This is a genomic window from Mycolicibacterium moriokaense (genome assembly GCF_010726085.1).
GTDB lineage: Bacteria > Actinomycetota > Actinomycetes > Mycobacteriales > Mycobacteriaceae > Mycobacterium > Mycobacterium moriokaense.
In genome coordinates this window covers 67,337-89,128 of record NZ_AP022560.1, presented here as the reverse complement: position 1 = coordinate 89,128, position 21,792 = coordinate 67,337, and the positions used below count along the sequence as shown (strand labels likewise).

The 21,792-nt window shown below is 65.1% G+C and carries 21 protein-coding genes; 18 read left to right on the top strand and 3 right to left on the bottom strand.

The genetic code is table 11. The features are described 5' to 3' along the window. Position 1: 1 nt before the first annotated feature. A complete protein-coding gene (locus tag G6N43_RS00405; protein WP_083157642.1) occupies positions 2–745 on the top strand; it encodes an SDR family NAD(P)-dependent oxidoreductase in 744 nt (247 codons plus the stop codon). Between the two features lie 10 nt (positions 746–755). On the opposite strand, the gene G6N43_RS00400 is transcribed toward G6N43_RS00405, so the two are convergent. After that, positions 756–1,880, bottom strand: coding sequence for an acyl-CoA dehydrogenase family protein (locus G6N43_RS00400; protein ID WP_083157649.1), 1,125 nt, complete (start codon positions 1,878–1,880; stop codon positions 756–758). A gap of 159 nt (positions 1,881–2,039) precedes the next feature. Here G6N43_RS00400 and G6N43_RS00395 point away from each other — a divergent pair, with 159 nt between their 5' ends. From G6N43_RS00395 to G6N43_RS00355, 9 genes are all read left to right on the top strand, one after another. Beyond that, positions 2,040–2,516, top strand: a complete 477-nt coding sequence (locus G6N43_RS00395; protein WP_083157643.1) for a nuclear transport factor 2 family protein — start codon at positions 2,040–2,042, stop codon at positions 2,514–2,516. Further along, the gene (locus tag G6N43_RS00390) at positions 2,513–3,766 is read left to right on the top strand and encodes a cytochrome P450 (protein WP_083157644.1); all 1,254 of its coding nucleotides are present in this window, start codon (positions 2,513–2,515) and stop codon (positions 3,764–3,766) included. The genes G6N43_RS00395 and G6N43_RS00390 overlap by 4 nt, the downstream gene beginning before the upstream one ends. Next, a complete protein-coding gene (locus G6N43_RS00385) occupies positions 3,759–5,885 on the top strand; it encodes an acetate--CoA ligase family protein (protein ID WP_163657914.1) in 2,127 nt (708 codons plus the stop codon). The genes G6N43_RS00390 and G6N43_RS00385 overlap by 8 nt, the downstream gene beginning before the upstream one ends. An 86-nt stretch (positions 5,886–5,971) precedes the next feature. After that, positions 5,972–7,153: an amidohydrolase family protein gene (locus G6N43_RS00380; RefSeq protein WP_197745398.1), complete on the top strand. Its 1,182-nt coding sequence runs from the start codon at positions 5,972–5,974 to the stop codon at positions 7,151–7,153. A 4-nt stretch (positions 7,154–7,157) separates the two neighbouring features. Further along, positions 7,158–7,964: an SDR family oxidoreductase gene (locus tag G6N43_RS00375; protein WP_083152503.1), complete on the top strand. Its 807-nt coding sequence runs from the start codon at positions 7,158–7,160 to the stop codon at positions 7,962–7,964. Further along, positions 7,961–9,397, top strand: coding sequence for an aldehyde dehydrogenase family protein (locus tag G6N43_RS00370; RefSeq protein WP_083152506.1), 1,437 nt, complete (start codon positions 7,961–7,963; stop codon positions 9,395–9,397). Before G6N43_RS00375 ends, G6N43_RS00370 begins: the two co-directional genes overlap by 4 nt. 16 nt (positions 9,398–9,413) lie before the next feature. Beyond that, positions 9,414–10,580 (top strand): acyl-CoA dehydrogenase family protein, encoded by a 1,167-nt coding sequence (locus G6N43_RS00365; protein ID WP_115326318.1) that lies wholly within the window; start codon positions 9,414–9,416, stop codon positions 10,578–10,580. A gap of 33 nt (positions 10,581–10,613) precedes the next feature. After that, positions 10,614–12,254: a GMC family oxidoreductase gene (locus G6N43_RS00360; protein WP_083152509.1), complete on the top strand. Its 1,641-nt coding sequence runs from the start codon at positions 10,614–10,616 to the stop codon at positions 12,252–12,254. After that, positions 12,241–13,857, top strand: a complete 1,617-nt coding sequence (locus G6N43_RS00355) for an AMP-binding protein (protein ID WP_083152510.1) — start codon at positions 12,241–12,243, stop codon at positions 13,855–13,857. Before G6N43_RS00360 ends, G6N43_RS00355 begins: the two co-directional genes overlap by 14 nt. Before the next feature lie 401 nt (positions 13,858–14,258). Here G6N43_RS00355 and G6N43_RS00350 read toward each other — a convergent pair whose 3' ends face one another. Together G6N43_RS00350 and G6N43_RS00345 are read right to left on the bottom strand one after the other, a co-directional pair. Further along, entirely contained in the window at positions 14,259–15,548 is a 1,290-nt protein-coding gene (locus tag G6N43_RS00350) for an NAD(P)/FAD-dependent oxidoreductase (protein WP_083152513.1), read from the bottom strand. After that, the gene (locus G6N43_RS00345) at positions 15,545–15,868 is read right to left on the bottom strand and encodes a 2Fe-2S iron-sulfur cluster-binding protein (protein ID WP_083152795.1); all 324 of its coding nucleotides are present in this window, start codon (positions 15,866–15,868) and stop codon (positions 15,545–15,547) included. Before G6N43_RS00345 ends, G6N43_RS00350 begins: the two co-directional genes overlap by 4 nt. 329 nt (positions 15,869–16,197) lie before the next feature. Between G6N43_RS00345 and G6N43_RS00340 the strand changes: the two genes are divergently transcribed. The 8 genes from G6N43_RS00340 to G6N43_RS00305 are packed head-to-tail and all read left to right on the top strand — an operon-like array spanning position 16,198 to position 21,772. Then, positions 16,198–17,133 (top strand): SDR family NAD(P)-dependent oxidoreductase, encoded by a 936-nt coding sequence (locus G6N43_RS00340; RefSeq protein WP_083152516.1) that lies wholly within the window; start codon positions 16,198–16,200, stop codon positions 17,131–17,133. Further along, positions 17,133–18,299 (top strand): thiolase family protein, encoded by a 1,167-nt coding sequence (locus tag G6N43_RS00335; RefSeq protein WP_083152519.1) that lies wholly within the window; start codon positions 17,133–17,135, stop codon positions 18,297–18,299. Before G6N43_RS00340 ends, G6N43_RS00335 begins: the two co-directional genes overlap by 1 nt. Continuing rightward, positions 18,296–18,718 (top strand): Zn-ribbon domain-containing OB-fold protein, encoded by a 423-nt coding sequence (locus G6N43_RS00330; protein WP_083152522.1) that lies wholly within the window; start codon positions 18,296–18,298, stop codon positions 18,716–18,718. The genes G6N43_RS00335 and G6N43_RS00330 overlap by 4 nt, the downstream gene beginning before the upstream one ends. Beyond that, on the top strand, positions 18,718–19,167 hold the full coding sequence (locus G6N43_RS00325; protein ID WP_083152525.1) for an FAS1-like dehydratase domain-containing protein: 450 nt from the start codon (positions 18,718–18,720) through the stop codon (positions 19,165–19,167). The genes G6N43_RS00330 and G6N43_RS00325 overlap by 1 nt, the downstream gene beginning before the upstream one ends. Then, a complete protein-coding gene (locus G6N43_RS00320; RefSeq protein ID WP_083152528.1) occupies positions 19,164–19,586 on the top strand; it encodes a MaoC family dehydratase in 423 nt (140 codons plus the stop codon). Before G6N43_RS00325 ends, G6N43_RS00320 begins: the two co-directional genes overlap by 4 nt. A 22-nt stretch (positions 19,587–19,608) precedes the next feature. Further along, on the top strand, positions 19,609–20,037 hold the full coding sequence (locus G6N43_RS00315; protein WP_083152531.1) for a nuclear transport factor 2 family protein: 429 nt from the start codon (positions 19,609–19,611) through the stop codon (positions 20,035–20,037). Further along, on the top strand, positions 20,034–21,290 hold the full coding sequence (locus tag G6N43_RS00310; RefSeq protein ID WP_083152534.1) for an acetyl-CoA hydrolase/transferase family protein: 1,257 nt from the start codon (positions 20,034–20,036) through the stop codon (positions 21,288–21,290). Before G6N43_RS00315 ends, G6N43_RS00310 begins: the two co-directional genes overlap by 4 nt. Next, on the top strand, positions 21,287–21,772 hold the full coding sequence (locus tag G6N43_RS00305; protein WP_083152537.1) for a MaoC family dehydratase: 486 nt from the start codon (positions 21,287–21,289) through the stop codon (positions 21,770–21,772). The genes G6N43_RS00310 and G6N43_RS00305 overlap by 4 nt, the downstream gene beginning before the upstream one ends. The last annotated feature ends 20 nt before the right edge of the window (positions 21,773–21,792 follow it).

Sequence of the window (21,792 nt, the reverse complement as noted above, 5' to 3'; positions counted from 1 at the left end):
CATGGGTGAACGATTGGCCCTGGTTGCCGGTGGTAGCGGTGGCATCGGATCAGCCATCTGCCAGGCGCTAGCCCGGGATGGCTTCGACGTCGCGCTGACCTACCGGCACAACGTCGAGGCCGCCGAGCGCACGGCCGAGGCCGTGCGAGAACTTGGCGCCACGGCGTGGGCGCACCAGGTGGACCTCACCGACATTGAGGCGACCGCCGCTTTGGTCCGCGCGCTGCCGAGGCTGGACACCGTCATCTATGCCGCCGGACCGTCGATTCCGATGCGCTACACCGCCCAAATCACACCTCAGGAGTTCGCTCACCAGCTCGCGGTGGACGCCGCGGCATGTTTCAACCTGCTGCAACCCGCGATCGAGCGGCTGCGGGTCAGCCGGGGCTCGATGGTGGCCCTGGTGACTACCGCACTGCTGCGCTATGCCACCCGCGACCTGCTATCGGCGGCACCCAAGGGCGCCGTCGAACAGCTGGTGCGAGCCATCGCCGCCGAGGAAGGCAAGAACGGTGTGCGCGCCAACTGTGTAGGGGTCGGGGTGATCGCGACCGGGGTGCTAGACGACCTGATCGACAGCGGCGACTACCACCAAGAGGCCCTCGAGGCCGCGCGCCGTGCGATTCCGATGCGCCGATTCGGGTCGGCCGAGGAACTCGCCGACGTGGTGGCCTTTCTTGCCGGGACCCGCTCGGCCTATGTCACCGGACAGACCCTTCGGGTCGACGGCGGATACTCGGTCTGACGCGGCCAATTCACAGGTTCATCGATGCGGCCACCACGTCGCGGTGATAGTCGATACCACCCAACAGCGCCTCGGAGGCCTTGGCCCGTTTCAGGTACAGGTGCGCGTCGTGTTCCCAGGTATAGCCGACGCCGCCGTGGATCTGGACCATGGCGCCGGCCGACCGCGAGAAGACCTCCGAGCAATACGCGTGGGCCAGCGACGACGCCAGCGCCACATCGGTGTCGTCGGCAGCGGAGGCCATCGCAGAGTAAGCCGCGGAGCGGGCCGATTCGACGTCGAGCAGCATGTCGGCGCACCGGTGCTTGATCGCCTGGAAGGAGCCGATGGGCCGACCGAATTGTGTGCGCATCTTCGCGTACTCGACCGAGGCGTCCAGACAGTGCGCCGCGCCGCCGAGCTGCTCAGCGGCCAGACACACCGCCGCCCGCTGCAAGGTGCGCCGCAACGCGGCCGCCCCGTCATCATCTGGGCCGCCCAGCAGCTGTGCCGGTGTCCCCTCGAAGCGCAGTTCGGCCAGCTTGCGGGTCTGGTCCAGCGTCGGCAATGACGTGCGCCGCAGACCCTCGGCGTTGGACGCGTCCACGGTGAACAAGGAGACCGCCCCGGTACCGGGGCGTCGCGCGGACACGATGATCAGCTGGGCGGTATGGCCGTCGACAACGAGGGTCTTGGCACCGTGCAGCCGATACTGCGCGCCATCGACGATGGCCTCGGTAGCTATGTCGTACGGCGCCCAGGCGTCGGTGCGCTCGGCGAAGGCCAGCGCGGCGCGTAGGTCACCGGAGGCGATGGCGGGAAGTAGCCGCTCACGATTGTCTTCGGTACCGCCGACGAGTATTACATTGGCGCCCAACACAATCGATGACAGGAACGGCGCGCACAGCAGTGCGCGGCCCATTTCCTCCATCGCCAAGCACAACTCGACCAGGGAAAAGCCGGCGCCGCCGAAGCGCTCCGGGATCGCCAGCGATTGCAGGCCCAACTCGCTGCCAAGCTGGTGCCACACCGCAGGGTCGAAGCCCGCCTCGGTGTCCATCAACCGTCGCACCTCGGCGACGGGCGACTTGGCCTCACAAAACTTACGGACCAGCTGCTGCAGTTGGCGCTGTTCCTCGGTCGGAGCGAATGTCAACAATCTTCTCCCGTGCTCGGCGACAATCTAATTTAACACAGACTGTTGATGGTCTGGGAGTGCGCTGACCGTTGACGAACTACCAAAATCTGTGTAGAAAAAGAATCAAATAGACACTTGCGTGTCCACAAGCGGAGCGATCCAGGAAGGGGGCTGTCGGTGCCTGGACCGCACAACGTAGACATCGTGCGCAGATTCACCGAGGGCTTGCGCACCGGAGACGTCGACGCCTGCGCGGCGTTGCTCGACCCCACGAACGTCTTCTCCGAGGCGCCCAGCCTGCCGTTCGGTGGTGACTACATCGGCGTCGACGGATTCCAGCGGATGCTGGCGGCGGTGAGCCGGGATTTCCGGGTAACGCTGGAACCCCCGGAGATCGCCGGGACTGACGACTGGGTCGCTGTCGTGGTACACGCCACGTTCACTTCGCGGCGTACCGGGCGCAGCATGCCCGTCGAGTGCGTCGACATCTACCGGCTGCGGGACGCCAAGATCGTGCGCGTCGACGTGCACTACAAGGAGCCGGGCGCCCTGGCTGAGCTCTGCCGCCAACCGGCCGGCTCCGACTTGGCCCCAGCGGCGCCTGGCCCGTCCCTGTCCAACACTTGCCAAACGAATCGAGGTGAGCTCACGTGAGCGATCAACAACCCGGTACACACCCTGGCCGTTGCACTGCGCTAGAGGCGTTGGGTCACGACTATGACCACTACGACCCGCAGTTCGCGCTGGACCCGCATGCGGACTACACGGCACTTCGGGCCAAATGTCCAGTGGCGCACACCGATAACTACGGTGGGTTCTACGTGATCACGAAGTACGAGGACATATCCGCGGTCCTGCTCAATGCCCAGGTGTTCTCGTCATGGCCGGCTGACACCCCGCCGACGCCCGGTCACACCCGTGCGCTGATCCCGCTGGAAGTCGATCCCCCCGAACATCGCCGCTATCGCACGATCATCGATCCGTTGTTCCGGCCCAAGGCCATCGAGCACATCGCCGACGAGGTGCGCCGTTACGCGGCTGAGCTGGTCGACACCATGGTCGCCAAACGCGAATTCGACTTCATGACCGAATTCGCCGAGCCCTACCCGAGTTCGGTGTTCCTCCGGTTGGTCGGGCTGGATTTCGATGTGGCCCAACGTGATCAGTTGTGCAGCTGGGCCAGTACCATTCTGCACACCACGACCAACGGTGTTGAGCACGGCGATGTCGAGGCCCAGACCACCGCGCGTCTGCAGGCCGGTAAGGCGCTCAACAACTTCCTCCGCGCCTTGCTCGATGAACGCCTCGCCAATCCTGGTGAGGACATCATTTCTTATCTGACGACCGCGGAGATGCCGGGCGCCCGCAAGCTCGACTACCGCGAAATCCTCAACTTCGCCTACGTGATGGTGCTGGCCGGACTGGACACCGTCTCCACCGCAATTGGATTCAGCTTCCTGCATCTGGCTCGTCGACCGGATCTCCAAGACCGCCTCGCTGCCGATCCGTCATTGATTCCCGCGGCGATCGAGGAACTTCTGCGTTATGAACCGATCGTTCACGGCAGCCGCACCGTCACCGAAGAAACCGCCATCAACGGGGTCGAATTACACCCCGGCGACCGTGTGGTCATCCCGCTGGCCTCGGCACATCGCGACGAAGACGCCTACCCTGACGCCGACCAGATCCTGATCGACCGGCACGCCGACAAGTCGATGATCTTCGGCGCCGGAAATCACCGCTGCGTCGGTTCGCACCTGGCACGGCTCGAGCTGAACATCGCCTTTGAGGAGATCTTCCGGAAGATCCCGAAATTCTCCATTCCCGAGCACGCTCAGCTTGCCGCCTATGGCGGCCAGACGCGCAGCTTGATCACATTGCCGTTCAGGACATGGCGTGACTGAGGCACTGGCAACCACCGCCCGCCCGCGCGCTGACGTCGCGAAGCGCTTCCTCGAGCCGGCCTCGGTCGCCATCGTCGGCGTCTCGACCAGCATCGGTACGGCTTACAAGGCGGGCGGGCGAGCCGTCCTCGAACACCTCAAGGTCTACGGCTACACCGGTGAGGTCGCCGTGATCCACCCCACGGCAACGTCCGTCGACGGTGTTCCGGCGTTTCCGTCGCTTCGTGACCTTCCCACGGTTCCTGACGTTGTGGTCATCGCGGTGCCGGCCGCGGCCGTGCAAGCAGTATTGGCTGAATGTGCCGAGGTCGGGGCGCGACAAGCATTGATCTTGACCGCTGGATTCGCCGACATGGGTGTGGCCGGCCACGAACTGGAGCGCTCCCTGCTGGACTTCGCCCGCGACAACGCAATTCGAATCGTGGGCCCGAACAGCACCGGACTGGTCAACGTCCGGACCGGGCTTGCCATGAGCATGACCTCCGTACTCACCGAAGGCGTCCCCATCGCCGCCGGCGGAATCGCGGTGATCGCGCAGAGCGGTGCGATCGGCAGCACCGTCGTGGAGAGGGCCCGCGACGCCGGTGTGGGAATCTCCCACATCGTCAGCACCGGCAATCAACGGGACATGGACATCCCTGACTTCGTGTCGTATTTCGCGGGGCTGCCGGAGGTTCACACCGTCGCGCTGTACCTGGAATCGATCCGCGACGGCCGGCGTTTTGCTGCCGCGGTGCGTGAGTTGCATGCCGCCGGCAAGCGGCTGATCACCTATCTCGGCGGCCGTACCGCGGCCGGCGAACAGGCCGCGGCCAGTCATACCGGCAAGATCATCGGCCGCGGAGCGCTCGAGCTGGCGCTGCTGCGGGCGCTTGATGTGACTGTGGTCGACGACCCCGACGACTTGTGGGTACTGGGGGCGATGAGCGCCCCACGGCACCGGCAGTTCCCGCGCAGGTGGGGCATGGTCGCCTACTCCGGAGGCATGGCGGTGTTGGCCACCGAGCAGCTGGCCAGTGCCGGGGTGGCATTTCCCCCGCTGGGAGGGTCGACGATCGAACGGCTCAAAGAGCTGTTGCCCAGCTTCGCCGCCATCCCCAACCCGCTCGATGTCGGCCCGGGCTCTATGCCCGCGCAGTTCGGCGGCTACCTGGCCGCGGTGGCCGCAGATCCTGCAATCGAGGCGGTGTGCGTGCCGCTGCCGATGGGAGCGCGAGGGTGGAACGCTCAAAGCGTCGCCGACATCCTGGCGGTGGGCCACGACACCGGCAAGCCGTGCATCGTGCTGTGGTACGGGGGGCGCGCCGTCGACCCCTACATCAAAGAGCTGCGCGCGGCTGGGGTGCTGGTGGCCCAGAGCCCCTCGGATCTCGGCCGACTGGTCCGCGCGCTCCTCGGACCGGAGCGAGTGCTGGAACCCGACCCCGCCCCGGACGGCGAGCCGGCCGGTCATGCGATCACGGTCGGCGGCGCCCAAGCACTGCACCTGTTGGCCGACTACGGCCTGGACGTCGCGCCGATGACATTGTGCGACAGCTCGTCTGCACCACGTGCGGCTGAGGAGCTCGGCTACCCCGTGGTCGTGAAGTCCGCCGATGAGGACATCACGCACCGCACCGAGCTTGGTCTCGTCGCGATCAACCTGTCCAACGCCGACCAGGTCGGGCAGGCGGTGGCGCGGATGGCGGCTCGCCGTGAGGTCCCGGACCCGACCTGGCTCGTGCAGAAAATGGTGACCGCCGGAGTGGAGCTGATCCTGACCGTGCGCACGGCTGACGATCTCGGGGTGTTCGGCACCGTGGGGATCGGCGGCGCTGCCGTGGAGGTGCACCGTGACGTGGAGCATGTCCCGCTGCCGTGCGATCCAGACACGTTGCACAAGGCGCTGACCCGGCTGCGGCTAGCCGAATTGCTTTTCGGATTCCGTGGCAGCGAGCCGGTAGATGAATCATGGATCGGCGACACGCTGAATCGGATGGCTGCTCTGCTCACCGAGCAGGGCTTGGCAGAGATCGAGGTCAACCCCGCAATCGTCGACAAGAGCGGCGGCACGATTGTCGACGCTTTGTGCGTTCGAACACCCACGCCGACCCTTGTACGACTACCAAATTCTGAGTAGATTTAGAAGACGAGAAGCGAACAATTCGGCTAGTGCGGCGCGCTGCGGTACGCATCCCTAAGACCCGTCAACCTTTGGAGGACCACGTGATTGGCACCGACCGTCTCCCCGTGCTGGACGTCGACCAGCACTACTACGAACCTCTCGACGCCTTCACCCGGCACTGCCCCAAGGCGTGGCGCGAGCGCACCGTACAGACCGCGGTCATCGACGGCCGCACCCGCCAGATCGTCGGCGGCAAGATCGACCGCACCGTGACCAATCCCACCTTCGACCCCATCGTCAAGCCGGGGGCGATGACGGACTACTTCCGCGGCAATCCGCAGAAGCGTTCACTTCTCGACATCCTTTCCGACCGTGAACCGATTCCGGGCCATTACCGCAACCGTGACGACCGGCTGGCCAAGATTGACGAGCAGGGCCTGCAGGCGGTGTGGATGCTGCCGTCGCTTGCGATGGGCTACGAAGAGGGGCTGCAGTACGACCCACCTGCCGCCGCACAGGCGTTCAAAGCCTTCAATCGCTGGCTGCTCGATGACTGGGGCTACAACTACCAGGACCGCATCTTCAGTTCGCCCTACCTGACGTTCGCGGATATCCCCGCGGCGATCGACGAGGTCGAACACGGGCTGGCCAACGGTGCTCGCATCTTCGTGGTGCGCGCGCAGGCTACCTACACCGACGGAGGGTGGCGTTCTCCCGGTGACCAGATCTTCGACCCGATCTGGGCCCGTCTGCAGGAAGCCGAGGCCATCACGGTCGTACACGTCGGCGAGGTCGGCGGCGCCGGCCTCGACAAGTACGTCGAACACCGCACCAACATCATCGGCGAGATCGCCTCCCCGCTGCAGATCGCCGTCGGACACGAGCGGGCGATCGCCAACTACCTGGCCGCGGTGACGTGCGACAAGCTCTTCGAGCGTTTCCCGCAGCTGAAGATCGCCTCGGTGGAGAACGGAGCGGAGTTCCTGCCGCTTTCGATTTCCGGGCTCAACCGTGCCGGGTTCCAACGCCCCGGCTACTTCGCCTCGGATCCCGTTGAGCAGTTCCGCGAGCATGTGTGGGTGGCCCCGTTCTGGGAGGACAATCTCCTGGAGGTGGTCAAGCATCTGGGTGTCGACCAGGTGCTGTTCGGCTCGGATTATCCGCACCCGGAGGGCCTGGCCGAGCCGCGCCAGTACGAGAAGGTGGCCGCCGAGCTCAACGATCCCGTCTCCGAACGCAAGGTCATGTGGGACAACGCGGCGAAACTGACGAAGCTGGCCTAGGCCGGTGGAACCAGCAGGCAAAGTCATTGTCGTCACCGGTGGTGCCGCCGGCATGGGGGAGGCCATGTGTCGGCGGTTTGCCGCCGTCGGCGCCGCGGTGGTCGTCGCCGACATCGACGCGCCGGGGACTGCACGCGTGGCCGACGAGATCGGCGGCTTAGGTGTTGTCACCGATGTCTCTGACGAAGCGCAAGTAATCGATCTCGTCCACGCCGCCATCGCCGAACATGGCCGCATCGATGTCTTCGTATCCAACGCCGGAGTGCTCTGGGGCGAACCGCACGACGGCGTGACACCATTGCACGAGCGGGGCAACCCGTGGGCCTCCAACCAGGCGTGGCAACGGGTATGGGATGTCAACGTCATGCCGCAGGTCTACGCAGCACGGGCGGTACTGCCACACATGGTTGAGCGGGGATCTGGCTATCTCATCCAGAATGCCTCCGCGGCAGGCCTTTTGACCGCGCTCGGCAACGCTCCCTACGCAACCAGCAAGCACGCCGTTCTCGGACTGACCGAATGGCTGTCGATCCACTACGGGGGCAACGGCATTCGGGTGTCCTGCATCGTCGCCGAAGGCGTGCGTACAGCCATGCTGCGCGGCGCACAGGGAGAGTGGTTCGCGGTGGCCGGCGCGATCACCGCCGAGGAAGCGGCCGACTGCGTCATTGACGGGATGAGAAAGGAACAATTCCTCATTCTCACCCACCCGCAGGTGGAGAAGTACTTCCGCGGCAAGGCCGCCGACTACGACGAATGGATCGCCAAAATGCGCAAGCTACATGCCAAGACTCCGGGGCTGGCGTCATGAGCATCCACGACCGCGACGAGGTCTACATCGGGGGAAGCTGGCGGCGTTCCGCGGGCGGTGTCATTGAGGTCGAGTCAGCCATCACCGGTGCCGTCATGGGCCGGGTTCCCGATAGCACGCCCCACGAGGTAGCGGACGCCGTGGCGGCCGCGCGCGCGGCATTTCCGGCGTGGTCGCAGACGACCGTCGACCATCGACTGCAATACCTGACGCTGCTGGCGAAGAAGGTCGACGAGCGCAACGACGAACTGACCCGGCTGATCAGCTGCGAGGTCGGCACACCGCTGCGGGTGTCGACGGCGGTGCAGGTCGGGCTACCGCGCCGTGTGCTGGAGAGTTACCGGGACCTCATGTACAGATTCGAGCTCCAAGAACGCATCGGTGACTCGCTGGTACTGCGGGAACCGATCGGCGTCGTCGCCGCGATCACGGCGTGGAATTACCCGCTGCAGCAGGTGTTGGGCAAGGTGGCTGCAGCCTTGGCGACCGGTTGCACCGTAGTGCTCAAACCCTCAGAAGTCGCGCCGCTCAGCGCGTTCGTGGTTGCCGACATCATCGACGAGATCGGGCTGCCGCCCGGAGTTTTCAACTTGGTGTCGGGACGCGGGGACACCGTGGGCGAAGAACTCGTTGCCCACCCCGATGTCGACATGGTGACATTCACCGGTTCGACAGCGGCGGGTCGGCGAATCGGGGAAGTTGCGGCACGCACGGTCAAACGAGTGGCCTTGGAACTCGGCGGCAAGTCGGCCAACATCATTCTCGACGACGCGGACCTGGCTCAAGCAGTCAAGGTCGGGGTGGCCAACTGCTTCACCAACACCGGCCAAACCTGCACCGCGCTGACCCGCATGCTCGTTCCCCGAACACAGCTCACCCAGGTGGAGGATCTCGTCCGCGCCCGACTGGCCACCTACACACTCGGGGATCCACTGGACCCGTCCACGACGATGGGGCCGCTGGCGTCGGCCGCACAGCGCGACAGGGTGCGCGACTACATCCGTGTCGGCATCGCCGAGGGCGCAGACCTCATCTACGGCGGGCTCGACGAGCCGACAGATGTGCCGACAGGGTTTTTCGTCACACCCACCGCGTTTTCAAACGTGCGTCAGGACATGCGCATCGCCCGTGAGGAGATTTTCGGGCCGGTGCTGTCGATCCTGCCCTACGACACCGAAGACGATGCCGTCGAAATCGCCAACGACACCGAGTACGGCCTCGCCGGTGCGGTGTGGTCGGCCGATCACGACCGGGCGCTTCGAATCGCGCGCCGGATGCGCACCGGCGCGGTGGACATCAACGGCTCCTATTTCAACATGCTGGCCCCGTTCGGCGGCTACAAACAGTCCGGCAATGGTCGAGAGCTCGGCCTGTACGGACTGCTCGAGTTCTACGAGCTCAAGTCGGTGCAGGGCGCGCCGGTTGAATCGTGACGGGAGGGCGTCAGAAGTGGACTTCTCGGCCGACACCGATCTTGACCTGATACGCGAGGGCATCGGCGCGATCTGCACAAAGTTCGACGACGACTACTGGGCCGAGCGCGATCGGCGCCACGAGTTCCCGTGGGACTTCTACCGGGCGCTGGCCGATGGCGGTTGGATCGGTATCGCGATACCCGAGGCCTACGGCGGCAGCGGCCGGGGGCTACTGGAGGCCTCGGTCATCTTGCAGGAGGTCGCCGCTTCCGGCGCTGCGATGAACGGATGCAGCGCCATCCACCTGTCGATCTTCGGCATGCATCCGCTCATCCTGCACGGCTCGGAGGACATCAAGCAGCGGTATCTTCCCCGCGTCGCCTCCGGAGAGCTGCATGTGGCCTTCGGGGTGACCGAACCCGACGCCGGTACCGAAACGCTGGCCATCAAGACCCGCGCTGTCCGCGATGGCGACTCGTATGTCATTCGCGGACAGAAGGTGTGGACCTCCAAGGCCCAAGACGCCGACCGGGTGCTGCTGCTGGCCCGGACGACGCCCGTCGAGCAGTGTAAGCGGCGTACCGACGGGCTGACTCTTTTCATGGTGGACCTGCATGACCCCGCCGTCACCATCACGCCGATCGCCAAGGCCGGCCGCAATGCGGTGTCCTCGTGCGAGACCGTGTACAACGATGTGGTGGTGTCGGTCGACGACCGTGTCGGCGAGCAGGACAAGGGCTTTTATTACCTTCTCGACGGGCTCAACGCTGAGCGTGTGCTGATCGCGTCGGAGGCCATCGGTACCGGCCAGGCGGCGCTGCGCCGCGCGGTCGGCTACGCCAACCAACGCGTGGTGTACGGCAGACCTATTGGGCAGAATCAGGGTGTCGCGTTCCCGCTTGCCGAGGCCCATGCCCGGCTGGAGGCCGCCGAGCTGATCACCCGGCGTGCCGGCTGGATGCTGGATCGCGGACTGCCCAGCGGCGCCGAAGCGAACATGGCCAAGTTGCTGGGAGCCGACGCCGGCTTCCAAGCCGCCGACACGGCCATGCAGGTCCACGGCGGGTTCGGCTACGCCGAGGAATACCACATCGCGCGGTACTGGCGCGAAGCGCGGCTGATGAAGATCGCGCCGATCCCCCAAGAGCTGATCTTGGCCTACATCAGCCAACACGTCCTCGGCCTGCCCAAGAGCTATTAGGCCGTAGCGTTCGTCAGAAAGGAAGGCCGACAGGTGACTACGAGCGGTGACACCTTCGACTACGTCGTCGTTGGCGGGGGCTCCTCCGGATCGGTGGTGGCGGCCCGGCTGGCTCAAGCCGGTGCCGACGTGCTGCTGCTGGAAGCCGGCGGTAGCGATCGGCGCATCGATGTGCGGATCCCTGCCGCGGTTGGTATCGCCTACCAGAAAGTGAACTGGAAATACCCGGCTGAGCCGGACCCGACGCGCACCGGCAATCCCGAAGCCTGGATGGCCGGCAAGGTGATGGGCGGTGGCGGCTCGATCAATTCGTGCGTTTTCGTCCGCGGCAACCGGGCCGACTACGACGGCTGGGCCAAGAACGGATGCACCGGCTGGGACTACGACTCGGTCCTGCCCGCATTCAAACGGATGGAGACGTGGGAGGGCGGTCCAAGCGAATTGCGCGGGGGTTCGGGTCCCATTTCGGTGAACGTGCAGACCAACCGCGGCCAGGCCAACATGGCGTACATGAAGGCCTGCCTGCAGGCAGGTTATCCGTCCAACCCTGACTACAACGGCACCTCCCAGGACGGTGTCGGGCTGGCCCAGGTGAACCATCGTCGCGGCACTCGCTCACAAGCATCGCGCGAGTACCTTCGGCGCGTCGCACCCAAAGGCAAGGTTACCGTTCGCACCCACAGCTACGTGTATCGCATTGTGCTGGAAGGCAACAGGGCAGTCGCAGTGCAGTATCGGCACCAGGGCACGGTCACGCAGGCCAGGGCGCGCGAGGAAGTGGTGATCAGCGCCGGCTCGATCGGCTCTCCCCGGTTGCTGCAGCTGTCCGGAATCGGGCCTCGTTCGACGCTGTCGGATGCCGCGGTGGAAACTGTGATGCACCTGCCCGGGGTAGGCCAAAACCTGCACGAGCATCCCTACCTGATGCAGCGTTGGCGGTCAAAGATCGCCACTATCAACAAGATGCGCATTGGCACTGCCGTCGAAGGCATCGTGGACTACGTGCGCAACGGCAGCGGTCTGCTGGCGATGACGATGGTGCAGGTGCAGTGCATGGCACGCACCGATCCCGGTTTGGAGTCACCTGATCTACAGCTGCAGTTCGTTCCTTTTGCCATCACTCGTGCAGTCGACGCCAACGGAATGTTCAACGTGCAGAAGGCCAAGGAGCAGGGCTTCCTGTCGTCGTCGACGTTCCTGCGGCCCCGCACCCGTGGATCGATCACGTTACGTGGATCAGCTCCTGACGCCATGCCACGCATCTCGTATCAGTTCCTAGCCGACCCGGACGACCTGCGAGATTGCGTGCGTGGGCTGCGCGAAGTGCAGCGAGTGATGGCTCAGCCGGCGATGGCAGAGATCACCGACGGACAGCTCGAACCTGAAGCGGACTGTCGCACCGATACCGACTGGCAGCAGTACGTGCGCCGCACCGTGACACCGTCCTACCACCCGGTGGGGACCTGCAAAATGGGCATCGACGACCTCGCGGTGGTCGATCCTGAACTCAGAGTGCACGGCACCGCCAACCTGCGCGTCGCCGATGCCAGCATCATGCCCACCATCACCACGGGCAATACCAACGCCCCCTCGATGATGATCGGCGAACGGGCGGCCGAGCTCATCCTCGGTGCACGACCCAACCCGAATGGAGTGACCAATGGCTCACGATGATCACCGCTTTGGACGGACCCTGGGCGCATGGCTGCGCGAGGAAGCTGCGCTCGACCCCGGCCGGCCCTTCGTCCAATGTGACAGCGACTGGGTCACTCTGGGCGAACTCGACGCACAGTCCGATCGCGTCGCTGCGGGGCTGCAGGCGGCAGGAGTGGGCAAGGGCGACCGGGTCGCGATCAATCTGCCCAACCGCATCGAGAACATCGTGCTCATCTATGCCGTGGCCAAGGCAGGTGCCATCCAGGTTCCGCTCAACACCTACCTGCGGGGAGATTTTCTGCACCACCAGCTTGTTCAGACGTCCCCCAAGGTTTACGTCGGTGACAGCGAAGCCCTCGACTTGCTCTCACCGATTCTTGCGACCCTCACTGAGCGGCCGCGACTGGTCCTGGTGGGACAGCCCTCGCAGGACGCAATGCTTCAGCCCGACCTGCACTACACGCAGCTGCAGGACTGCGGTGTAGCTCTTGCGGAGCCAGAGATCGACCCCACCGACGTGTGCGCGATCGTCTACACCTCGGGCACGACCGGGCCGTCGAAGGGCTGCACCACCACCCACGGGTACTACTGCAACCTCATCAACGTGTTCGTCGAGCACGGCTGGTATGAGAAGGGCGACATCATCTTCGGAGCCACTCCGCTGTTTCACTTCAGCGGCCAAACCTGGCTCGTCGCAGCAGCATTAGCTGTTCGCGGATCGGCGATCGTGGAACCCGCGTTCCACGCAAGCACCTATATGGCACGCATTCGGGAGACCGGTGCCACTGCTGCGCTCGGTATGGGAGCGATGGGCATGGCGATCATGGCCCAGCCGCCCCACGAGGACGACCGCAACCACAAACTGCGCCACATCACCTTCACGCCGTCGACACCTGAATTCATCGAGCAGTTCGAGAAGCGCTTCGGCATAGCCCCGTTCTCCGAGGTCTTCGGCCAGTCGGAGTGCTGGCCGGTGCTGCTGGGCGATCCGCGGGATAAACGCCACCCCGGCAGCATGGGCAAGCTGACCAGAGGGCTGCAGGTGAAGATCGTCGACGATCACGACCGTGAGGTGGCGGTAGGGGAGGCCGGCGAGATGATCGTGCGGCCCGACGAGCCGTTCCGCATGTTCTCTGGGTATTGGAACGACGATGCGGCGACCGTACGCACATTTCGGAATCTGTGGCACCACACGGGGGACTGCGCCCGTGTCGACGACGAGGGATATTTCTGGTTCGCCGACAGGAAAAAGGACTCGTTGCGCCGTCGTGGCGAGAATGTATCCTCGATCGAACTCGAGCAGGCCATCGTCGCCCATCCCTTGATCGCACAAGCAGCCGTGCACGCCGTACCCTCCGAGCTTAGCGAGGACGACGTCAAAGTTTGCCTGGTGTTGGCCCAAGGGTGTGAGATTCAACCGCGGGAATTGTTCGAGTTCTTCCGGAAGTCAATGCCCTACTATGCGATTCCGCGCTACGTCGAGGTGCTCGAGTCGCTTCCGGCCAACGTCAACGGTCGGGTGCAGAAGTTCAAGTTGCGCGAGCGGGGCATCACCGAAACCACACTCGACTTTGAGGAGCTGGGTCTTGTGGTCGCCCGTGATGACCGTCGACGGCGGTGATTGCGCGATGTCCGATGCGTGAGTGCTCAAGCCCATTCGGGTGATGCCGGACGAGATGGTTGACGGCATGGGCGCCTGGAATTTCACGAACGATTGTGTTCCTGCAAGGCGTGAGTCGCGACGCCTGCGGCGAAGTGGTCTGAACTTCACCATTGTCGCCCGCTTGCCGGCATGCCGTCGAGTGCCTAGAACTAGCCGCCGACGTTGCTGCATGAGGCCATGAACTGCCAGTCGAATGCTGACGGCAGCCGCGGGCTTGGCCCTCAAACGATTTCAGCGATCGTGGTAGTGGCCGGTGCCCACCCAGAGGCACAGCTCATCATCGCCGCCAATGAGGCTTTTACATTCGAGCACAAGGCGATTCACTGAGCCAATCTTGCCAAGAGTCGACCGCAACCGCGTCAGCCCGGCGCCGGCGCACGGTGCTCCCTGACCTCAGGCTCGCCGGTTGAGGCCGTGATGTGCGCGCGCAGGTCCAAGTTGAGGTCGTTGGCCTGTTCAGGGGTCAGGCAATCGCCGAGAGCAAGCAATTTGCGGGCGGCCATGTGGTCGCCGGGTCGGTTGAGTGATTCGACGCTACGTAGCACGTCGTTGTGGAAGCAGAAGACCGAAAAGCGACCACTGGCGGGGTCTCCGCGAAGCACGGCCCGGCTGGGTTGTGTGCTGAGTCCGGCGATCTGCAACTTGAGGTCGGCTTGATCGCTCCAGAACCAGGGGACGCTGTCGTAGGGTTCTGGGCGTCCGACGAGTCGGGCGGCCAGAACGCGGGCCTGTGCTGTGGCATTGTGCACCGACTCCAGGCGCACCCGGAGCTCGCCGGCGTAGCGGTTGGGGCATGACGTGCAGTCGCCGACGGCAGAGATTCGGCCGTCGTCGGTGGCCAGGTATTCGTCGACAACGATCCCGTTGTCGACGCGAAGACCGGCGTCCTCGGCGAGGTCGGTGTTCGGCACCGCTCCGATGCCGACGAGGACCATGTCGGCGGGGAATTCGCGGCCCTCGGTCGTTGTCACAGCGCTGACCCGGCCGGCTGCGCCGGTCAATCCGGCCACGCTGGTGCCGAGTTCGATGTTGAGGCCTCGGGAGCGGTGAGCGTCGAGGAGGAAGCCGGCCATCTGGGGAGACAGCACACGACCCATCAGGCGATCGGAAATCTCGATGACGACCGTATCGAGGCCGAGCCTGGTCGCGGTCGCCGCGACCTCGAGTCCGATGAAGCCGCCACCTACCACCACGACGTGGCGGGCGCGGTCCAACCGGGCGCGGATGTCGTCGGCTTCGGCGAGGTTTCGCAGCCCGACGACACCGTCGAGCTCGGTTCCCGCGACTGGCAGGGCGCGGTTGTGGGCACCCAGCGCAAGCACCAGGTGGTCGTAGTCCAGCCAAGCGCCGCCGCGGAGTTGGACGCGGCAGTTGGTGCGATCGATGCTGCTCACCGTTTCGGCCAGCAGTAGCTCGATACCGTGCTGCTCGTAGAAGCTGCCAGGGTGCAGCCAAAGGCTCTCGCGCGTGGATGCACCGGTGAGGTGGCCTTTGGACAGCGGTGGCCGCTGATAGGGCAGGAACGGTTCGTCGCCGACCAGCACGATCCGACCCTTGAACCCAAACTCGCGCAAGGAGGCGGCCGTATGGGAACCCGCTTGCCCTGCACCGGCGATGACGATGGTGGAAGTCTCGGACGTCCTGGTCATAACTGCGTCGGTGGCACTCGCACAACGAGACCGTCCAGTTCGGGACCGACCTTGATCTGGCAACTGAGTCGGGAGTTGGCCTGGCGGGGAGAAGCGGTGTAGTCAAGCATCTCCTCCTCGTCGGCGCTGGCCGCGCCGAGGCGACCCAAATCATCGTCGTTGACGTAGACGTGACATGTCGCACACGCCAGGGTGCCGCCACATTCGGCGACGATCTCGGAAATGTTGTTGGCCACCGCCGCTTGCATGACCGAGGTTCCCTCGGTGACCTCGACGATGACTTCTTCACCGCCGGACCGTATGTACGTTACTTTCACCACGATCAGCACCTCCTACGCGCTTCTCGGGAGAGTCTAAACCAAAACCGATTCTGCAGCACTAAACAGTCTTCGACTGCAGTGTCCATCGGCCTAGGCCCTAACCCCGTCGGCGCATCGTGTGCCTGGCACAATGCGGTCGTAGTGTGACGCGCTTGACAGCGCAGGGGAGTGCGGGATAGAAACGGTGCAGTTCTAAATCTACGTAGGATTTGGAAACCAATCTGATGTAGATTTCGACTGGGCATGCGTGGCTGGGCCTGGGTCGTCCCCGACGACGGGCCACGTAGCGCCCATGCGCCGGGCGAGTGATTTCAGACAGGAGCCGCACCATGAATAGTCGCGACATCGCCGAGCGGGCGTCGGCGGATACTTCCGCGGGAACTCTGGATGGACGCGTCGCCATCATCACCGGGGGCGGCCGCGGCATCGGCGGCGCGGTGGCCAAGCTCTTCGCTCGCGAGGGAGCGACCGTCGTCGTCAACGACATCGGTGCTTCGCTGAGTGGACTGCAAAGCGACGGCAACCCCGCGAGTGAACTGGTTCGTGATATCGAGGCCGCCGGCGGCACCGCGGTGACCAATGGCGCCGACATTTCCGACCATGAAGCCGCCCGCGATCTGGTGGAGTCGACCATTGACCGCTTCGGCAAACTCGATGTCCTGGTCAACGTGGCGGGAATTCTGCGTGACCGGATGATCTTCAACATGTCCGAGGAGGAGTGGGACGCCGTCATCAGGGTCCACCTGAAGGGGCACTTCAACACCATCAAGCCCGCTGCTGCGCATTGGCGCAAGATCGGTGATCCCGACGCCCAGAACAGGATCATCAACTACACCTCCCGGGCCGGACTGCACGGCGCGCCGGGGCAGCCCAACTACTCGGCGGCGAAGATGGGCATCGTCGGGCTGACCTACTCGTGCGCCGTGGCGCTGCGCAGGTACGGCGTCACCACCAACGCCGTGTCGCCCGCCGCAGCGACCCGGATGACGGCCACCATCCGAGACGATGCCTATAGCTCGGGCGCGAATGAGTTGTCGCCCGACAGTATCGCCCCGATCGCGGCCTACCTGGCCTCCGAGCACTCCGGCTGGCTTAACGGCCACGTGATTCACGCCCGGGGCTATGAGGTCTCGCTCTACAGCGACCCCGAGCCGCTGGTCACCCTGCGTTCGGACGGCCCGTGGGACCTCGATGAAATGGCCAAAGAGGTGGAGTCGCAGTTCCGTCCGATCACCGAGGCGGCGCCGCCGAACCCGTTCGTCTGATGTCGATCAGGGGAAAGGCGTTCATCGCCGGAGCTTACGAACACCCGGGGCGCGAACTGCCCGACAAGTCGATTCCGCAGATCCACGCCGAGGTGGCGCTGGGCGCGCTGGCCGACGCCGGCCTTGATCTTGCCGACGTGGACGGCTACTTCTGCGGAGGCGATGCGCCCGGGCTGGGCGGGCTGGCGATGGCCGACTACCTCGCCCTGAAGCTGCGCTACATCGACAGCTCCGATATGGGGGGATCGGTGTACATGTCCCACGTCGGGCATGCGGCCGCGGCGATCTCCGCCGGCAAATGCCGGGTTGCTCTCATCACGTTGGGCGGGCGCCCGCGCACGACGTCGTTGCGGGCGCCCGGCCAACTGATGGGTGAGCCGCCAGAGAAGTCCTTCGAGCCGATCTTCGGCGCGAACGTCAGCGCACTGTACGCGCTGGCCGCGCAACGGCACATGCACCAGTACGGGACCACCAGCGAACAGCTGGCCGAGATCAAGGTGGCCGCATCCACCCATGCCCAGCACAATCCGCACGCGATGTTGCCCAACGTCGTGACGGTCGAGGACGTGGTGAATTCCCCGATGGTGTCCTCGCCGCTGCATCGACTTGACTGCTGTGTGGTCACCGACGGCGGCGGCGCGCTTGTCGTCGTCGCGGACGACGTCGCCGCCGCACTGGACCGTGACTGCGTGAAGGTTTTAGGGCATGGAGAGGCGGTCGAACACACTCGCGGCGGCTGGCAGGACATCACCGTGACCGGCGGGGTGCGCTCAGGCGCGGACGCATTCGCCGAGGCAGGTGTGCGTGCCGCCGACATCGATTACGTCGGTCTCTACGACTCGTTCACCATCACCGTCTTGCTGGCACTCGAGGACCTGGGATTCTGCGCCAAAGGTGACGGCGGCAAGTTTGTGTTGGATGGCGCGCTGCAAGCCCCCGATGGCCGATTGCCGTTCAACACCGACGGCGGGTCCCTGTGCAACAACCACCCGGCCAACCGCGGCGGGATGACCAAGATCATCGAGGCGGTCCGCCAGCTGCGGGGCGAAGCGCATCCCGCTGTGCAGGTCCGCGACTGCAACCTGGCACTGGCCCACGGCACCGGTGGCTGGCTGAGCACGAGAATGGGCAACGCGACGCTCGTCCTGGGTCGGGAGGACGCGTGAGCACGCCCCAATTGCCCTCGCCTGCACCAAGTGTCAGCTCCGAAACCGCGACATTCTGGGCAGCTACTCTTGCCGGCAAACTTGTGCTGCAGCGCTGCTCGAACTGCGGTCGGGCCGGCTACTACCCGCGTTATGTGTGCGCGAACTGTCACAGCACCGACCTGGTCGACACCGAAGCCAGCGGGCGGGGAACTATTTACAGCTACACCGTCACGACCCGTGGAATCCTCGAGTACGCCAACGCCGGCTCGTACGTGCTGGCGATGGTCGAACTCGATGAGGGACCCAAGATGGTCACCAACATCATCGACTGCGATCCCGACGCCCTGTCGATCGGCCAGCGTGTCGAGGTGGTCTTCTGCGACACCGGCGGAGACGGCGCACTGCCCCGCTTCCGCCCCGCGGCCCCGGGGCTGTGATGGGCGACTACGTATTCGACGTCGAGCCGGGTCATGTGCTGGCATTTGCTCGCGCCGTCGGTGACGAGCGGCTCGCCCACGATGTGCCTGCGCCCGGGACGCCGGCGCCGCTGACGTTTCCCGCCGCTTCGGTCCAATTCGATCCGGTACACATGCGCGGGCTGCTCCCATCAGGGGCGCTTGATCTCAAACCCTCGACGCCGGGAGGCAGTGTCCTGCACGCCGAGCAGGAGTTCGAATACTTCGCCTCCGTGCGTGTGGGTGAGCGCCTCGTTGTCGCCGAGTATGAGGGCGCGAGCTGGGGCAAACAGAGCCGACGCGCGGGCGCTCTGACGTTCCACGAGATCACCAGGGACTACCGCGACGCAGCAGGCGAACTCGTCCTGCGGTCGCGCATGGTATTGGTAGACACCGAGTTCCCGGCCTCCGCGGGCGGCGGTGAGCCATGAGCGGTTACAGCCACACGGGCGAGACGTTGGTCGTCGGCGCCAGCCGCGAGCACACGGTCATCCCCGAAGTGACCCGCACCCAGATCGTTCAGTATGCAGGCGCATCCGGCGACTACAGCCCACTTCATACTGACGAACCGTACGCCGTGCGCGCCGGCTACCCGGGCGTGATGGCTCACGGAATGCTGGTGATGGGCGCCGCTGAACGGCTGCTCGCTGAGTGGGTGGGTCGGGAACGACTGACGCGCTACCGGGTTCGCTTCGTCAACCCGGTGTGGCCCGGTGACTCGCTGCATGCCGTCGCGACCGTGGTCGATGTGCGCGACAGCGAGCAGGGTAAGTACGTCGACTTCGAAATCCTGGCGACCAATCATCACGGTGTCGTCGTGCTGTCGGGCACCTCCACGGCCTGCGTCTGACTCATGAGGAAGGAACCGACCGATGGCTGAACATCCGAACGCGCAGATCGTGCGCCGCCTCATGGCGGCGTTATCGCAGCAGAACCGCGCCGACATCGAATCCCTGCTTGCCGAGGACTGCATCTGGCGCGTGCCCGGCGCCAACGTGCTGTCGGGCGTCTATGAAGGCCGCCGAGCGATCTTGTCGCTGTTCGGCAAGATGAAGCGCATCTTCACCGGGCCTGCCCAATTCGACGTCATCGACATCACCGCCAGCGCGCAGTACGCGGCGGCCTACCAGTACGGCATCGTTGAAGTCGGCGGCAAGACCGTGCGGCTGCGCGAGTGCCTCGTATACCGCATCACCGACGGACGCGTCGTCGAGGTCGACGAGTTCCAGTCCGACGAGCGCGCTTTCGACGAGGCCTTCTCCCCGGCGGCTGTCGAGGCCGCGATGGCACGACCGAAATGAACAGCCCCGCCGCCCGTACCGTCGACCCAGTCGCCGCACTGGAGCTGGCGCCCGACGGTGCACACCTCGTCGCGGCACCGGGCTGCGGTGCTCCCACCACCTTGTTGCACACGCTGAACACCCAAGCCGCGGGCCACAACTGGACCCTCAGCTCAGGACTGCTGCTCGGCGACTATCCCTTCCTCGATGCCGTGCGTGCGGGCCACCTTAGCTACCGGACCTGGCATGTGATGGCACCGGTCGCTGGGCTGGTTGCCGATGGAACTGCGGCATTTGTGCCGGTTCGCGCCTCGCGGATCGCGGCCCAGCTGCAGGCTTGGGGTGTGGACGTCGCGATGGTGCGGGTAACGCCGCCGGATCGGCACGGCTACCACTCACTGGGGCCGTCCGCCGGCTACAGCCTTGATGCACTGCGCCTGGCTCGGGTGCGGATCGGCGAGGTCGATCCCGAACTGCCATGGACGTTCGGCAACACCACCGTGCACGAGTCCGTTTTCGATGCCTTCGTCGACACCGCCGATGCGACACCACAGTACGGCTCGGCCAAACCGAGCCCGGTCAGCAACCGCATTGCCGAACACATCGTCGACCTGCTGCCCAGGAACCCGACGTTGCAGATCGGGATCGGCTCGATTCCCGAGGCAGTGGTCAATGCGCTGGCCGACGCCGACCTCGGGAAGATTCGGTTCACCGGGATGGCCACCGACGAGATGGTGGAACTGTTCGAGCGCGGCGTTATTCCCGCCGACGGCGACCAGCCCGCGATCTTGTCCCCGGAGTTGATGGGCACGCGGCGGCTGATGAGATTCGCCGACCGCAACCCTGCGCTGGCCGTCCATCCGTCGTCCACGGCACACAACGCTGATGTCTTGGCTCGCACGCCGCGCTTGGTATCGATCAACACCGCCATCGAAGTCGATGTCAACGCCCAGGTCAACAGCGAGGTGCTGCGAGGGCGCCAGATTTCCGGTGTCGGCGGCAGTCTCGACTTCGTCGACGCGGCCAGCCGATCAGCGGGTGGTCTGCGCGTGATCGCGCTGCCTTCGGCCACTCCGGACGGTTCACACCCGAGGATCGTCGATTCGGTGGCCGCGGTCACTATTCCGCGGTCGATGGTCGATGTGGTCGTGACCGAGTACGGTGTGGCTCGCCTGGATGGTCGCAGCGTCGCCGAGCGACAACAGGCCCTGATCGCGATCGCCCATCCCGCCCACCGACAGGCGCTTGCATCCGCCGCGGAGGTGATGGCGTGACCGTGCACCATCGTCGCGGCAAGTACCTCGAGGAACTCATCGTCGGCGACATCTACGAGCACCGACCCGGCCGTACCGTGACCGAGGCGGACAACGTGCTCTTCACCACACTGACGATGAACACCCAAAGCCTGCACTTGGATGCGGCGTTCGCCCAAACTCAGGAATTCGGCCAGCGCCTCGTCAACAGCTTGTTCACCATGTCGACCGTGGTGGGCCTCAGCGTCGCCGACCTCACCGAGGGAACAACGGTGGCCAACCTCGGATTCTCCGAAATCCGTTTTCCCGCACCAGCGTTCATCGGCGACACCCTGATTGCGGAGACTGAGGTCATCGACAAGCGGCTGTCCAACTCGCGGCCGGACCAGGGGGTGGTGACATTCGAGCACCGCGGCCGCAACCAGCGCGGGGAGATCGTCTGCACTGCGCGGCGGGCCGCCCTGGTGCTCTGCACCAGTTCATCAGCCGCCCGCAGCGGCTAGCCAGTTGTTCACTGCCGAGG

Bases quoted from the DNA above. Each gene is read 5' to 3' on its own strand.
- G6N43_RS00340 (WP_083152516.1), top strand. From the start codon at position 16,198: ATGAATAGTCGCGACATCGCCGAGCGGGCGTCGGCGGATACTTCCGCG.
- G6N43_RS00405 (WP_083157642.1), top strand. From the start codon at position 2: ATGGGTGAACGATTGGCCCTGGTTGCCGGTGGTAGCGGTGGCATCGGA.
- G6N43_RS00335 (WP_083152519.1), top strand. From the start codon at position 17,133: ATGTCGATCAGGGGAAAGGCGTTCATCGCCGGAGCTTACGAACACCCG.
- G6N43_RS00315 (WP_083152531.1), top strand. From the start codon at position 19,609: ATGGCTGAACATCCGAACGCGCAGATCGTGCGCCGCCTCATGGCGGCG.
- G6N43_RS00320 (WP_083152528.1), top strand. From the start codon at position 19,164: ATGAGCGGTTACAGCCACACGGGCGAGACGTTGGTCGTCGGCGCCAGC.
- G6N43_RS00370 (WP_083152506.1), top strand. From the start codon at position 7,961: ATGAGCATCCACGACCGCGACGAGGTCTACATCGGGGGAAGCTGGCGG.
- G6N43_RS00350 (WP_083152513.1), bottom strand. From the start codon at position 15,548: ATGACCAGGACGTCCGAGACTTCCACCATCGTCATCGCCGGTGCAGGG.
- G6N43_RS00310 (WP_083152534.1), top strand. From the start codon at position 20,034: ATGAACAGCCCCGCCGCCCGTACCGTCGACCCAGTCGCCGCACTGGAG.
- G6N43_RS00325 (WP_083152525.1), top strand. From the start codon at position 18,718: ATGGGCGACTACGTATTCGACGTCGAGCCGGGTCATGTGCTGGCATTT.
- G6N43_RS00355 (WP_083152510.1), top strand. From the start codon at position 12,241: ATGGCTCACGATGATCACCGCTTTGGACGGACCCTGGGCGCATGGCTG.